The 12,876-nt window shown below is 57.7% G+C and carries 13 protein-coding genes; 9 read left to right on the top strand and 4 right to left on the bottom strand.

Annotation, left to right across the window (positions count from 1 at the left end):
- Positions 1-73: 73 nt before the first annotated feature.
- Positions 74-907 carry a DUF4097 family beta strand repeat-containing protein gene (locus C7459_RS02685; protein ID WP_109686068.1) on the top strand — a complete coding sequence of 278 codons (834 nt, stop codon included), beginning with the start codon at positions 74-76 and terminating at the stop codon, positions 905-907.
- 38 nt (positions 908-945) lie between these two features.
- On the opposite strand, the gene C7459_RS02680 is transcribed toward C7459_RS02685, so the two are convergent.
- The 4 genes from C7459_RS02680 to C7459_RS02665 form a co-directional block, all read right to left on the bottom strand.
- On the bottom strand, positions 946-1,860 hold the full coding sequence (locus tag C7459_RS02680) for a DMT family transporter (RefSeq protein WP_109686066.1): 915 nt from the start codon (positions 1,858-1,860) through the stop codon (positions 946-948).
- 232 nt (positions 1,861-2,092) lie between these two features.
- Positions 2,093-2,932, bottom strand: a complete 840-nt coding sequence (locus tag C7459_RS02675) for an ABC transporter permease (protein WP_109686064.1) — start codon at positions 2,930-2,932, stop codon at positions 2,093-2,095.
- Positions 2,922-3,689, bottom strand: a complete 768-nt coding sequence (locus C7459_RS02670; RefSeq protein WP_425450714.1) for an ABC transporter ATP-binding protein — start codon at positions 3,687-3,689, stop codon at positions 2,922-2,924. Before C7459_RS02670 ends, C7459_RS02675 begins: the two co-directional genes overlap by 11 nt.
- 132 nt (positions 3,690-3,821) lie before the next feature.
- The gene (locus C7459_RS02665) at positions 3,822-4,838 is read right to left on the bottom strand and encodes an ABC transporter substrate-binding protein (RefSeq protein WP_170119223.1); all 1,017 of its coding nucleotides are present in this window, start codon (positions 4,836-4,838) and stop codon (positions 3,822-3,824) included.
- A gap of 239 nt (positions 4,839-5,077) precedes the next feature.
- Here C7459_RS02665 and hemA point away from each other — a divergent pair, with 239 nt between their 5' ends.
- The 8 genes from hemA to C7459_RS02625 all read left to right on the top strand — a co-directional run bounded on the left by hemA (position 5,078) and on the right by C7459_RS02625 (position 12,870).
- Positions 5,078-6,547 carry a glutamyl-tRNA reductase gene (gene hemA / locus C7459_RS02660; RefSeq protein ID WP_109686060.1) on the top strand — a complete coding sequence of 490 codons (1,470 nt, stop codon included), beginning with the start codon at positions 5,078-5,080 and terminating at the stop codon, positions 6,545-6,547.
- Between the two features lie 99 nt (positions 6,548-6,646).
- Positions 6,647-7,465, top strand: coding sequence for a cytochrome C assembly family protein (locus tag C7459_RS02655; protein WP_109686058.1), 819 nt, complete (start codon positions 6,647-6,649; stop codon positions 7,463-7,465).
- 9 nt (positions 7,466-7,474) lie between these two features.
- Positions 7,475-8,119 carry a precorrin-2 dehydrogenase/sirohydrochlorin ferrochelatase family protein gene (locus tag C7459_RS02650; RefSeq protein ID WP_109686055.1) on the top strand — a complete coding sequence of 215 codons (645 nt, stop codon included), beginning with the start codon at positions 7,475-7,477 and terminating at the stop codon, positions 8,117-8,119.
- Positions 8,116-9,042 (top strand): hydroxymethylbilane synthase, encoded by a 927-nt coding sequence (gene hemC / locus C7459_RS02645; RefSeq protein WP_109686054.1) that lies wholly within the window; start codon positions 8,116-8,118, stop codon positions 9,040-9,042. Before C7459_RS02650 ends, hemC begins: the two co-directional genes overlap by 4 nt.
- Positions 9,042-9,836, top strand: coding sequence for a uroporphyrinogen-III synthase (locus tag C7459_RS02640; RefSeq protein ID WP_109686052.1), 795 nt, complete (start codon positions 9,042-9,044; stop codon positions 9,834-9,836). Before hemC ends, C7459_RS02640 begins: the two co-directional genes overlap by 1 nt.
- Positions 9,837-9,839: 3 nt before the next feature.
- Entirely contained in the window at positions 9,840-10,823 is a 984-nt protein-coding gene (hemB, locus tag C7459_RS02635; RefSeq protein ID WP_109686050.1) for a porphobilinogen synthase, read from the top strand.
- A 26-nt stretch (positions 10,824-10,849) separates the two neighbouring features.
- Complete coding sequence (gene hemL / locus C7459_RS02630; protein ID WP_109686048.1) at positions 10,850-12,139, top strand: glutamate-1-semialdehyde 2,1-aminomutase; 1,290 nt, start codon at positions 10,850-10,852, stop codon at positions 12,137-12,139.
- Positions 12,140-12,192: 53 nt separating this feature from the next.
- Complete coding sequence (locus tag C7459_RS02625) at positions 12,193-12,870, top strand: HAD family hydrolase (RefSeq protein WP_109686046.1); 678 nt, start codon at positions 12,193-12,195, stop codon at positions 12,868-12,870.
- Positions 12,871-12,876: the final 6 nt, after the last annotated feature.

Below are 12,876 nucleotides of genomic sequence, written 5' to 3'. Positions count from 1 at the left end.
ATTGTGAAGGGTTGTGCCTGTGCTTGTCGTCTATAGAGTCAAACAATCGACAGGCAGGAGCGTGAGGAGAACGATGAGAGCAAAAACGAGCATTGGGATCGCCTTTATCGTAGCAGGGGTCGTTGCACTGATTGGCGTAGGGGTTACCTACTTCCAGCCGCAACAAATGATCGTGAACGGGATCGGGGAAGCAGTAGGGGAAGTCTCCTTTGGGAAAAGCACAGAGATCGAGTCGGGGGATCTGGACGTGGACTTCACGACGGTCAAGAAATTGGTCGTGGACAACCCGATCGGCCGCATCCATGTCGTAGGCACCAGTGACACACAAGCATGGAAACTGCACTACGCCAAAGGCATCTACGGGCTCAGCAATGACCGGGCGCGCCAAAATGTCCAAGAGTACAAAGTGGATGTCAAACAGGACGGCGATGTCGTCAAGATCAAGACCACGTACAACGTGTCGAACCTCAACTTCAGCAACTTGTATGTCGATCTCGAATTGTTCGTTCCCGCCGAGCTGGCGGTGGAGTTGGAAAACAACGTCGGCGAAATCGAAACCCAAAACCTGCTAGGCACCGTCAACGTGAAAAGCGATGTCGGAGCGGTACACATCGATGGATTCAAGGGCGTTGTGGCCGCGAGTTCGAGAACGGGGAGCCTGGATGTGCGGGGTGGGCAAGAGATCAAAGAGATCGATCTCGAAACCAACGTTGGGAAAGTGAGCATCACCCTCCCCGAGGACGCGCGCTTGAAAGTTGATGCACAGACCAACATCGGTCGCATCGAGAACGACTTCGACCTTCCTGAGAGCGACCGCCACCAAGTCCATGCCAACATCGGAGATGGTTCGCTAGGCAAGGTTCGCCTCAAGACCAACACCGGGGCGATCGAAATCAACAAGCAATAACGCAAAAAAGACCAGCCTTCCCTGAGGCTGGTCTTTTTTTATGTCGGCAGGAGTTCTGGATCTGGTTTGTCATCCTGTCCGCCAAGTTCGGCGAAGAGCATGCCGCCGAGGATCAGCAGACAGCCGCTCACTTGCAGGATCGTCAGTCGATCACCTGCCCAGAAGTAGCCGGTCGCAGCGGCAAATACCGGTTCGGTCGCAAAGATCAACGCGGTGCGCGCAGGCGATGTGAACTTCTGGAACTGGTTCTGCGCCACAAACGCCACCGCCGTCGCGAACACCGAGCAGATCAGCAGCGCGGAGAACACCCACGGGTCGAACAGGACGTCGGGCGCGAACACCACCGACACGTCCTCAAAGACCAACGCCCCACCGAGATTGAACACCCCGCAGAAGAAAATCTGCAACAGGGCCAACGGGAAGGCCTGGAAGCGAGGCGCGTACTTCCCCACCAGTGTAATGTGCAACGCATACGACAGCGCGCATAGGAAGACCAGCAGGTCGCCGATGTTCACACTGAGTTCGCTCGTCAACGAGAGCATCGCGAGGCCGACCGTCGCAATCCCCGCCCCGAGCAACGCGTTGCGTTTCAGCGTATGACCGAGCATCCACAGCGAGAGAAAGGGCACGAACACCACAGACAGCCCGGTGATAAACCCGGCCTTGGACGATGTGGTGAACTGCAAGCCGAACGTCTGGAAGGCATACCCGGCAAACAGCCAGAATCCGAGGATCACGCCGCCAATCCAGATGCGTCGATCCAGCCCTCGCAACGTATCGCGGGCAAAAAAGAACATGAACAAGAACAACAGGAGTGCTGCAAACAAAAACCGCACCGCCAAAAACGTGAACGGGGGCATCGTTTGGATCGCTTCTTTGACCAGCACGAACGTTGCACCCCATGAGAAGGTGACGCCGAGCAGGATCAAATCCGCCATGTAAGATTTCTTCATAGATAGTACGCCCTCCGTAAAATAATCTGACTTATTCTTTCACAGAAGAGTTGTCCGCGTCAAGTCCATGAATATACATCTCTCGACGATGTGTTCCAGACGGAGGGAGGGGAAGCGGTGGAAGTACTCAGTTTGCTGTTTGCCGCAGCGTTCCTCTACGTGCTGATCAAGATCTTGCACGTGCGGGAATCATGAAAAAAGCGAGGGAGCCGCTGCGGCGATCCCTCGCTTTTTAGTCTTTCCACTTGAGCGTGCGTTTTTCAAAAAAGGCCACCGCGTGGTACATCACCGTGGAGACGATCAGGATGACGAACAGCGCGAGCATGACCAGCGTGAAATTGAAGACTTGGAAGCCGTAGATGATCAGGTAGCCCAGCCCGGCTTGGGCGACGAGGAATTCACCGACGATGACGCCGATCCAGGAGAGGCCGACGTTGACTTTTAGCGTCGAGAGGATCGCGGGCAGGGAGGCGGGAAAGACAACTTTTTGGAACACATGGCGACGCGAGCCGCCGTAGGTGCGCACCAGCTTGAGCAGATTGGGGTCGACATCGCGAAACGCCGTGTAGACGACGATCGTCGTGATCACGACGGAGATCGCCAACGCCATCATCAGGATCGACAGGAAGCCTTGGCCGAACGCGACGATGAAGATCGGGCCGAGCGCGACCTTGGGCATCGAATTGAAGATCACGATGTACGGATCGAGCACGCGAGCGAGAAACGGCGAGGCCCAGATCACGATCGCCAGCACCGTCCCGGCGAACGTGCCGAGCAGGAAGCCGACCAACGTCTCATAGACGGTGATCCACGTATGATGCAACAACGACCCGTCGCCCAGCATCGCGAGGAATTGCAACCAGATCTTCGAGGGATAGGAGAAAATAAACGGATTGATCCAATTCAGCCGCGCCCCGACCTCCCAGAACGCGAGGCAGGCGATGAGAATCAACAGTTGCGTCGCGAATACCCAAAAGGTCTGCGTGCGCTGGTGGCGCAAATACCGCGCATGATCTGGCGTTTTCGCCCCGCGTGACCAGAAGCGGCTCCAGAGACTGGTTTTAGTATTCATCTTGGAGATCCCCCCAGATCGTGCGGAACAGGCTGTGGTACTCGGCTGTTTCCCGCGCTGCCAGCGGTGAGCGCTGTCGGACGTTGTGCGGCACATCGAGGATGCGCTTGATCCGCCCAGGGTGGTTGGAGAGCACGACGATCCGGTCGCACATCGCCACCGCTTCACCGAGATCGTGCGTGACCAGCACGCCGGTGATCCCGCGCGCCTTCAACGTCGTGGTGACCAACTCCTCCAACTGCAACTTGATCTGATAATCCAGCGCGGAGAACGGCTCATCCAGCAACACGATCTGCGGTTCTGTCAAAAGCGTCCGCACCAGCGCCACGCGCTGCCGCATGCCGCCCGACAGTTGATGCGGGTGTTTGGCAGCGCTCCCGTCCAAGCCCATCTCCTCGAGCAGATGCAACGCCCGCTCCCGAATCTGGGGCGTCACCCGTCCAGCGATCTCCGCCCCGATCAAGATGTTGTCGAGGATCGTGCGCCACGGCAGCAGATAGTCTTGTTGAAACATATAGCCGCGGTCCGGACTCGGACCCGCGACTTTTTCGCCAAAAACGCGGACGCTGCCGCTGGTTGGAACGAGCAGTCCGGCAATCAGCGACAACAGCGTCGATTTGCCGCACCCGCTGGGCCCGACGAGCCCGATCATTTCGCCTGCTTGGATGTCCAGCGTGATCTCTTGCAAGGCCGTGGTCTCGCCGGACTTTGTAATGTATTTCTGGTAGACACCTGCAAACGAGATGGCCGTCATGATGTTCACCTCCGATGTATAAAGGCACAGGTGAGCGGAGAACCTAGTGGGGAAACCCATATTTCTCCTCTCCTTTTTCTTGATTGCCCCTGCCCGAACTTGGTCAGGGGCCTTTTTTCTACTGTAAGCAACGTCCTATTTTTGCTTGGCTTTTTCTGAGAAGCTAGGTTCGACGACCGTTTCATACGCGACGTCCTTTTTCAGTTCGCCTGCTGTTTGCATGATTTTTTTCATGTTGGCGAACTCCTGTTGGTCGATCACCGTATTGGTCGGCCAGGCGTCAGATTCTTGGTAACGCTTGACGACGCGCACGAGGATCTCTTGGTCCACATCGGTAAAGTACGGCTTGATCACGCTGGCAACTTCCTCTGGTTTGGCGGTGTGCAGGTAGTCTTGGGCTTTTTGCACGGCGTTGGTGAATTTTTGCACCGTTTCCGGATGAGACTTCAAGTAACTGGACTTCGCCATGAACACCGTGTAGGGCAGGGTGCCGATGTCCTGTCCGAAGGAGGCGACGACATGGCCTTGGCCTTGCTTTTCCAAAAGCGATGCGGCGGGTTCGAAGGCTTGGAAGAAGTCACCAGTCCCGGAAGCAAAAGCGGCCGCTTGGTTGTCGAACGCGATGTTCTGGATGATCTGGTTGTCGGTGAACGGCTTGAGTCCGTGTTGCTTCTGGACGTACTCGCTGACCATCTCGGGCATCGAGCCCGCTCGCGAGCCGAGCAGCGACTTGCCCTTCAACTGCGACCAGTCAAAGTTGGTTGCACTCTGGCGGGCGACGAGGAAGGAACCATCGCGCTGGGTGGCTTGTGCGAAGGAAACGAGCGCATCGGGCGCGCCCTGTTGTTGGACAAAAATCGTCGTCTCCGCGCCGACGAGCGCGATGTCGTCCTGATTTGCGAGCAGGCGGGTGGTCGCTTTGTCCCCACCCCATGCGGTGTCGAGTTGGATGTCGAGACCTTGTTCCTTGAAGTAGCCTTTTTCAATCGCCACGTAGTGCGGCGCGTAGAAGATCGAGCGGATGACTTCGGTCAAGCGGACCGTCTCCAGCTTGCCGTCGTCTGTCGTGTTGCTGTCACCTCCGCATGCTGTCAACGTGAACAGCATCGCGCCAAGGGTAACACCGCATGCAAATTTTTTCCATGTGTTCATGGTGAGCCCCCCTTGGGAAGATATCGTGCTAGCAGGATATGCGTAGGCTCCTGTCACGGTGAATCGGGAATTTATCGGATATCGACATACACTTGTCAAATTTCGTCGAAGGCAAGTGGCATGGCTATGATATAATGAGGGTGTTTGACTGTGCTGGAGTCTTTTTTGTTGACGATGGGTTGACTTGATATAGAGGGCGGCTTTTTTGAGGGTTGAAAGGATAGAGGGGGAGTGAAGGGATGTACATCATGGTCGTGGGTCTGAATTACCGTTCAGCTCCCGTCGAGATCCGCGAACGATTCGCTCTGCCGGAATCTGAGTTGGAGGTGGCGCTGGCGAAGTTGCGCAGATCTGGCGCGATTCACGAGGTCGTGCTCGTGTCCACCTGCAACCGCACGGAGATTTACGCGGTGGCGGAGGATCGCGCTGCTGGGGAAGAGGCGATCTACGGCTACCTGACGGATCTCTCTGGGGTGCCGCGTGCGACGTTCCTCCCACATCTATATGTATATGGGGAAAACCAAGCGATCCGTCACTTGTTCCGGGTGACGGCAGGTCTGGACTCGATGGTGCTGGGCGAGACGCAAATTCTCGGGCAGGTGCGCACGGCGTTCCTGTTCTCGCAGGAGATTGGGGCGACGGCTGCCGTGTTTAACGGTCTGTTCAAGCGCTCCGTCACCGTGGCGAAGCGTGCGCACAACGAGACCAAGATCGGGGAGAACGCCGTGTCGGTTTCCTATGCGGCGGTCGAACTGGCGAAAAAGATCTTTGAGTCGCTGGACAACAAAACCGTGCTGATCATAGGAGCCGGGAAAATGTCGGAGTTGACCGCGAAGCATCTGAACGCCAACGGAGCGACACAGGTGCTCGTCGTCAACCGCACCTACCAACGCGCCAAGGAATTGGCGGACAAGTTCGATGGCAAAGCGCTGGATATGAATTCGTTGGAGATGGCGCTCAAGGAAGCGGACATCGTGGTGTCCTCGACGGGGGCAGAAGGCTATGTGGTGACCAAGGAACATGTCAAAGCCACGATGAAGACGCGTCGCCATCGCCCGCTGTTCCTGATCGACATCGCGGTGCCGCGTGACCTCGACCCGGAGATGTGCAAAGTGGACAACGTGTTCCTCTACGACATCGACGATCTGGAGGGTGTCATCGCCATCAACATGAAGGAACGGCAAAAGGAAGCAGACAAGATCGAGATCATTATTGCCGAGGAAATGAGCGCGTTCCGCCAGTGGCAGAACGAGCAACAGGCGAAACCATTGATCTTGAAATTGCGAGAGAATGCGATGGCCCAGCAAGCACAACTGATGCAAAACTTGGTGAACAAAGTCTCCGGCTTGTCGGAGAAGGACGTACACACGATCAACAAGCTGACGATGACCTTGATCAACCAGATGGTGCATGGGCCGATTACGCAGGTCAAGGAGATGGCGACGGAGAAGGAAGCGGATATGTATCTGTCGGTGTTCTCGCGGATCTTCGGACTCGATGGTGGCGAGGAGTCGGCATCGGACAAGCCTGTCGCGGAGAAGTCATCCGGATCTGTGCAGGAAGCGGCGGTGAACGTGCAAGCAATCGGCTTGAGTTCGCACACCTCCGCCAAAGTCGCCGTGACCAAGCAATTGGACCAAACCCGCCAGGAGGAAGCTCCGGCCGCGGCGCGCATGTCCAGCATACGAGGTCGCTGGGGGACGCGATAACGTCAAGTTTCAGGAGTTTGATGGGATCTGGTTTTGCGGAAGGGTTGAGTAGGCAGGTAGGGTTGAGGTTTCTTTTCGTGGAAAGGAGGAACGTGCACCATGCCAAGGAGTCTGTTTTTATACGACCTGATGACGTTTTTGTATGCGGTCGTGGTTGTGTTGTATTTCGCCGATTTTGTTACGCATAAGCGCATATTGAACCGCATCGCATACGGGCTTTTGGCGGTGGTCTGGGGCTTGCAAACTTCCTTCTTCCTCACGCGGATGACGGAGGTGCACTATGTGCCTTTGTTGACCACATTCGAGACGACGTTGTTTTTCTCGTGGTTGCTGATTTCGTTCTCATTGGTGATCAATTATTTTTACAAGATCGACCTGTTTGCGTTCTTCACCAACGTGATCGGGTTTGCGATGGTGGTGTTTGACCTGTTTACGGGTGAGGGTGCCACTTCGGTCGGAACCGGGTTGCAAGGCAACTTGTTGATCATCCACATCACGCTGGCCTTCCTGAGTTATGCGGCGTTTTCGCTGGCGTTTATTTTCTCGATCATGTACTTGATCCAGTCGAAGCTGCTGAAGGAAAAGCGCTGGAACTCGTGGTTCCGCCGCCTCCCTGCACTCGACAAGCTCGACGCGTTCACCTATCGCTTGATCATCGTCGGGTTCCCGATGTTGTTGCTGGCGATGATCCTCGGTGTGAACTGGTACTACACCGTGTTCGGTTCGGTGCTGGTCTGGGACGCGAAGCCGGTCGTTTCGATCGTGCTGTTGCTCTGCTACATGTTCTACCTGTACTTGCGCAACGCCACGGGATGGTCGGGGCGGAAGCTGGCGTGGTGGAACGTCGCCACATTTGGCCTCGTCGTGATCAACTACCTGTTTGTCGGATCGTTTTTCTCCGGCTTCCATCGCTGGTAGGTGGCTGGCATGGACTCAGGCTTGTATGGTGTGTTTTTGAATTTGGCAGGACGGCGGTGTCTCGTCGTCGGTGGAGGCCCGGTGGCAGCGCGCAAGATCACCGGGCTTCTCGCATGCCACGCGGAGGTTACCGTCGTGGCACCCACTGTGACGGATGTCATCGCCGCACATGTAAAGTCGGGCAGCATCAGGTGGGAAGCGAGGGCGTACCAAGACGGGGATGCCGCTCGTGCTTTTTTGGTCATTGCCGCGACCGACTCCATCGAGATCAACCGGCGCGTCTATGCAGACGCAGAAGCGGCAGGCCGTCTGTGCAACGTCGTCAATGACCAGACGCTCGGGAATTGTACGGTCCCGGCGGTGGTGAGGCGGGGACGCTTGCAAGTCGCCGTCTCGACGGGCGGGGCCGCGCCTGCTGTGGCGAAACGCATTCGCCGGGAGTTAGAGGTACATTTTGGTGAGGAATATGTATCCTATTTAGACAGGATGGCGGAGATTCGCCAGCTTTTGCTGGGTACAGTAAGTGAAGAGCAGCGACGAACGAAGATCTTGCAGGCGATTGCCGAGTCGGACTTGCTCGACCTCTTGCGCACAGGGCGCGAGGAGGAGGCAGAACAGCTCGTGCAGGACTGCATAGGGGGATACATGACATGAAGCGCATCGTCGTCGGGACTCGCAAGAGCCCGCTTGCATTGACACAGACGAATTGGGTACTCGATCAACTGAAAAAGCATCACCCGGACTTGGAGATCGGCATGGAGCAGATCGTCACCAAGGGTGACCGCATCCTCGATGTCACGCTCTCGAAAGTCGGGGGCAAGGGCCTTTTTACGAAGGAATTGGAACAGGCGATGTACGACGGCACGGTTGATTTTGCTGTCCACAGCCTGAAGGATATGCCGAATGAGATGCCAGAAGGGCTGATGATCGTGGCGATCACGCACCGTGAAGACCCGCGTGACGTGCTGATCTCGCGCGGTGGCGTGCTGTTTGCAGACCTGCCGCTCGGGGCCAAAGTCGGCACTTCCTCACTGCGTCGTGCCGCGCAATTGCGTGCGGCTCGCCCCGACTTGGAGATCGTCTCCCTGCGTGGGAACATCAACACCCGTCTGGCGAAACTGGAAGAGCAGGAGTTGGATGCGATCGTGCTGGCTGCGGCTGGTCTGGAGCGCATGGGCTGGTCGGACAAGATCACGGAGCGCCTGTCTCCAGAGCTGTGCATCCCGGCGGTAGGTCAAGGTGCGCTGGCGATCGAGTGCCGCTCGAAGGACGCAGATGTCCGCGAACTTCTGTCTGTGCTCGAAGACCCGGCGACCCGCCGCATCATCACCGCGGAGCGCACGGTGTTGGGCAAACTCAATGGGGGGTGCCAGATCCCGATCGGTGCATTTGCCGAGTTGGAGGGCGACGAGTTGCGCCTGACCGGGATCGTCGGTTCAGCAGATGGTGCGATCCTGTTGCGTGAGACCGCGACAGGTCATGATCCGGTCGAACTGGGCAACCTGATTGCAACCCGCCTGATCGAACAAGGGGCAGGGGCGATTCTGGCGCAAGTGCGCGAGGAGCTGAGCCACTAATGGTCAGTCCAAACGACGCGCCGCTACACGGTGTTCGCGTCGTGGTCACCCGTTCTCGCGCACAAGCGAGCGAGTTGTGCCGACGCATTGAAGAACTGGGGGGCTCGACTTTTGAGTTCCCCGTGATCTGCATCGAGTGGCCGGAGGATTTGCAGCCGCTCGATACAGCCCTACATAGCTTGGAGACGTTCGATTGGGTGGCGTTCACATCGCCCAATGGTGTGGAGATGTTCGGAGCGCGGATGCAGGCGCTAGGCGTCCCGGTTTCCGCCCTGCAGTCGGTGCAGATCGCAGCGGTCGGGCCGAAGACGGCCGCCCTGCTTCAAGAACTGGGTCTGACCGTCCACGCGCTCGCAGGCGAATTTGTCGGTGAAGGTCTTGCTGACACGTTGGCCGCGCAGACCGCAGCTGGGCAGCGCATCCTGTTGCCACGCGCACAGATCGCGCGCAAGCAACTGCCTGAGGCCTTGCGCAACTTGGGCCTGCACGTCACCGAAGTGGATGCCTACCGCACGCTGCCTGTCACAGAGGATGCCTCCGCGCTGGTGAAACACTTGCAAGCACAGGAGGTTCACGCGGTCACGTTCACCTCCTCCTCCACTGTGACCAACTTTCTCGACGCGCTCCAGCACTACCCGATCCATGACTTGCTCGCAGGTGTCACGCTGGCCGCGATCGGCCCGATCACAGCTGAGACCGTGGAAAAAAACGGCCTCGCTGTCGACGTCATGCCTGCTGAATACACCATTCCGGGACTTGTCGAAGCACTTGTCCAACACCTCAGGAGGGGCTAACACATGAGCCAGTTCAACTTCCAACGCCACCGCCGCCTGCGCCGCAGTGCTGGCATCCGCGCGATGGTGCGCGAAAATCAATTGACGACCAACGATCTGCTCTACCCGGTATTTGCAGTCGAAGGCCAAGGGATCAAAACTGAAATCCGCTCGATGCCGGGCGTCTACCATTTTTCGCTCGATACCTTGAAAGTGGAGATGCAAGAGGTGGTCGACCTCGGCATCCCGTCGGTCATCCTGTTCGGCGTCCCGGAGCACAAGGACGAGTGCAGTTCCCAAGCCTACGCGGAGCAAGGCATCGTGCAACAAGCGATCCGCATGATCAAGCAGGAATTCCCGCAGCTCGTCGTGATCACCGACGTCTGTCTCTGCCAGTACAACCCGGCAGGTCACTGTGGCATCGTCGAAGGCGAGCAGATCCTCAACGACGCTTCGCTGGAATTGATCGCGAAAACGGCGCTGTCCCACGTCCAAGCAGGTGCGGACATCGTCGCACCGTCCGACATGATGGACGGTCGCATCGCCGCGATCCGTCACACGCTGGACGAACATGGCTACACCGAGATCCCGATCATGTCCTACGCGGTGAAATACTCCTCGGCCTACTACGGTCCGTTCCGTGAAGCGGCGCACTCCGCACCTTCCTTTGGCGACCGCAAGACCTACCAGATGGATCCGGCGAATGGTCGTGAAGCGCTCCGCGAAGCAGACTCGGATGTCGAGGAGGGGGCAGACTTCCTGATGGTCAAACCGGCGCTCGCCTACTTGGACATCATCCGTCAACTGCGCGATCGCTATGAACTGCCGATCGTGGCCTATAACGTTTCGGGTGAGTACGCGATGATCAAAGCAGCCGCGCAAAACGGTTGGATCGATGAAAAAAGCGTCGTGATGGAGACGCTGCTCGGCATGAAACGCGCAGGTGCAGACATCATCATGACCTACTTCGCCAAAGACGTAGCGCGCTATCTGCAAGAAGGCAACTAAACTCTATTTTCCGCGAGGTGACACCGATGCACAAAGGCTACACTCGTTCCGAAACGGCATTTGCCGAAGCGAAAAAACTGATCCCCGGTGGCGTCAACTCTCCGGTGCGGGCCTTCCGCGCTGTCGGAGGCTCGCCTGTGTTCATCGAGCGCGGTGCCGGCTCAAAAATGTACGACATCGACGGCAACGAATACATCGACTACTGCTTGTCTTGGGGCCCGCTGATCCTCGGCCACGCCCACCCGGAAGTTGTCCATGCGATCAACGAATACGCGCTAAAAGGCACCTCGTTCGGTGCGCCGACCTTGCTGGAAACGGAGATGGCACAACTCGTCACCGAGATCATGCCGTCTGTTGAAGTCGTGCGCATGGTCAACTCGGGCACCGAAGCGACGATGTCCGCCCTGCGTCTGGCACGCGGCTACACCAATCGCTCCAAGATCCTCAAGTTCGAAGGCTGCTACCACGGCCATGCGGACTCGTTGCTGATCAAAGCGGGCTCTGGCGTGGCCACGCTCGGCCTGCCCGACTCTCCGGGCGTGCCCGACTCCGTAGCGTCGAACACGCTGACCGTTCCGTTCAACGACTTCGACAGCCTGAAACTGGCGTTCGAGAAGTTTGGCGACGACATCGCGGCGGTGATCCTCGAACCGATCTGCGGCAACATGGGTCTGGTCAAACCGCGTGAGGGCTATCTGCAACAAATCCGGGAGATCACTCGCCAGTACGGCACCCTGTTGATCTTCGACGAAGTCATGACCGGCTTCCGTGCGGCCTACGGCGGCGTCCAAGCGCTCTACAACATCGAACCGGATCTGACCACGCTCGGCAAAGTCATAGGTGGCGGCCTTCCGGTCGGCGCATATGGCGGCAAGCGTGAGATCATGGAGATGATCGCCCCGGCAGGCCCGATCTACCAAGCGGGCACGCTGTCTGGCAATCCGTTGGCGATGATCGCTGGCTACACCACGCTGAAGATGCTCGGGGAACCGGGTGCGTATGACCGCCTCGAAGCGATGGGCAAGCGCCTCGTCGAGGGTTTCCTCGCGACGGGCCAAGAACTGGGGCTCCCGGTCACCGGCGCGTATGTCGGCGGGATGATGGGCACGTTCTTCTCCGAACAGGAAGTTGTGGACTATGACACGGCGAAGCTATGCAATTTGGAGCGGTATGCGAAGTACTTCTCGCTGATGTTGGAGCGCGGTGTCTACCTCGCACCTTCGCAGTTGGAGGCGGGATTCCTCTCGCTGGCCCATACTGATGCGGACATCGACCGCACGTTGGAAGCGTCTCGTGACGCGATGAAGCAGCTATAACACAAAAGCCGTCGGGGCGTCCGACGGCTTTTTTTACAAAGGGGGAAGCAGTTATGGCGGTACAGGCGATTTTGTTTGACCTCGACGACACGCTGATCGACCGCAGGGCGACGATGCCGAAGTACGCGGCGCGGTTCGCAGCAGACTTTGCGGACGCGTTGGACGAGCTGACGTTGGAACAGCTTGAACGCGCGATCGTCGAAACGGACGGTGGCGGATACCGAGGGCGTGACAAATTCCACGATCTGTTGGCGACCTTGCCTTGGAAAAAACGCCCCGCTGTGGAGGCGTTGATCGAGCACTGGAACACGGTGTTCCCGCAAGTGGTGGAGCCGATGAACGGGCTGTTCACGCTGTTGAACCAACTCGCGGTTCGCGGGTATCGCCTCGGGCTGATTACCAACGGGCAGAGCGAGCGTCAAAACGCCAAGCTCGACTTGTTGGGCATCCGAGACTATTTTGACGTGACGTTGATTTCGGCAGAGGTGGGGTATGAAAAGCCGGACCCGCTGATTTTCCTGTTGGCGTTAGAAGCGTTGGGTGTGGAGGCGGAGGAGGCGATCTATGTAGGAGACCACCCGCAAAACGATGTAGGCGGGGCAGAGTTTGCCGGGATCACACCCGTCTGGCGGCGTGGGTGTCACCCGTGGCCAGCGGATCAAGCAGAACCTGAGCACCAGTTTGTCACCTTGGCGGAATTTCTCCTGTGGCTCGAAGAATACGTATCGTAGAGAGAG

This window comes from Tumebacillus permanentifrigoris (genome assembly GCF_003148565.1).
GTDB lineage: Bacteria > Bacillota > Bacilli > Tumebacillales > Tumebacillaceae > Tumebacillus > Tumebacillus permanentifrigoris.
The sequence above is the reverse complement of the archived record's forward strand: the minus strand, read 5'-3'. Positions and strand labels throughout refer to the sequence as shown.

Excerpts from the sequence above, each read along its gene's own strand:
- C7459_RS02685 (WP_109686068.1), top strand. The coding sequence starts at position 74 with ATGAGAGCAAAAACGAGCATTGGGATCGCCTTTATCGTAGCAGGGGTC.
- C7459_RS02680 (WP_109686066.1), bottom strand. The coding sequence starts at position 1,860 with ATGAAGAAATCTTACATGGCGGATTTGATCCTGCTCGGCGTCACCTTC.
- C7459_RS02675 (WP_109686064.1), bottom strand. The coding sequence starts at position 2,932 with ATGAATACTAAAACCAGTCTCTGGAGCCGCTTCTGGTCACGCGGGGCG.
- C7459_RS02665 (WP_170119223.1), bottom strand. The coding sequence starts at position 4,838 with ATGAACACATGGAAAAAATTTGCATGCGGTGTTACCCTTGGCGCGATG.
- hemA (WP_109686060.1), top strand. The coding sequence starts at position 5,078 with ATGTACATCATGGTCGTGGGTCTGAATTACCGTTCAGCTCCCGTCGAG.
- C7459_RS02655 (WP_109686058.1), top strand. The coding sequence starts at position 6,647 with ATGCCAAGGAGTCTGTTTTTATACGACCTGATGACGTTTTTGTATGCG.
- C7459_RS02650 (WP_109686055.1), top strand. The coding sequence starts at position 7,475 with ATGGACTCAGGCTTGTATGGTGTGTTTTTGAATTTGGCAGGACGGCGG.
- hemC (WP_109686054.1), top strand. The coding sequence starts at position 8,116 with ATGAAGCGCATCGTCGTCGGGACTCGCAAGAGCCCGCTTGCATTGACA.
- C7459_RS02640 (WP_109686052.1), top strand. The coding sequence starts at position 9,042 with ATGGTCAGTCCAAACGACGCGCCGCTACACGGTGTTCGCGTCGTGGTC.
- hemB (WP_109686050.1), top strand. The coding sequence starts at position 9,840 with ATGAGCCAGTTCAACTTCCAACGCCACCGCCGCCTGCGCCGCAGTGCT.
- hemL (WP_109686048.1), top strand. The coding sequence starts at position 10,850 with ATGCACAAAGGCTACACTCGTTCCGAAACGGCATTTGCCGAAGCGAAA.
- C7459_RS02625 (WP_109686046.1), top strand. The coding sequence starts at position 12,193 with ATGGCGGTACAGGCGATTTTGTTTGACCTCGACGACACGCTGATCGAC.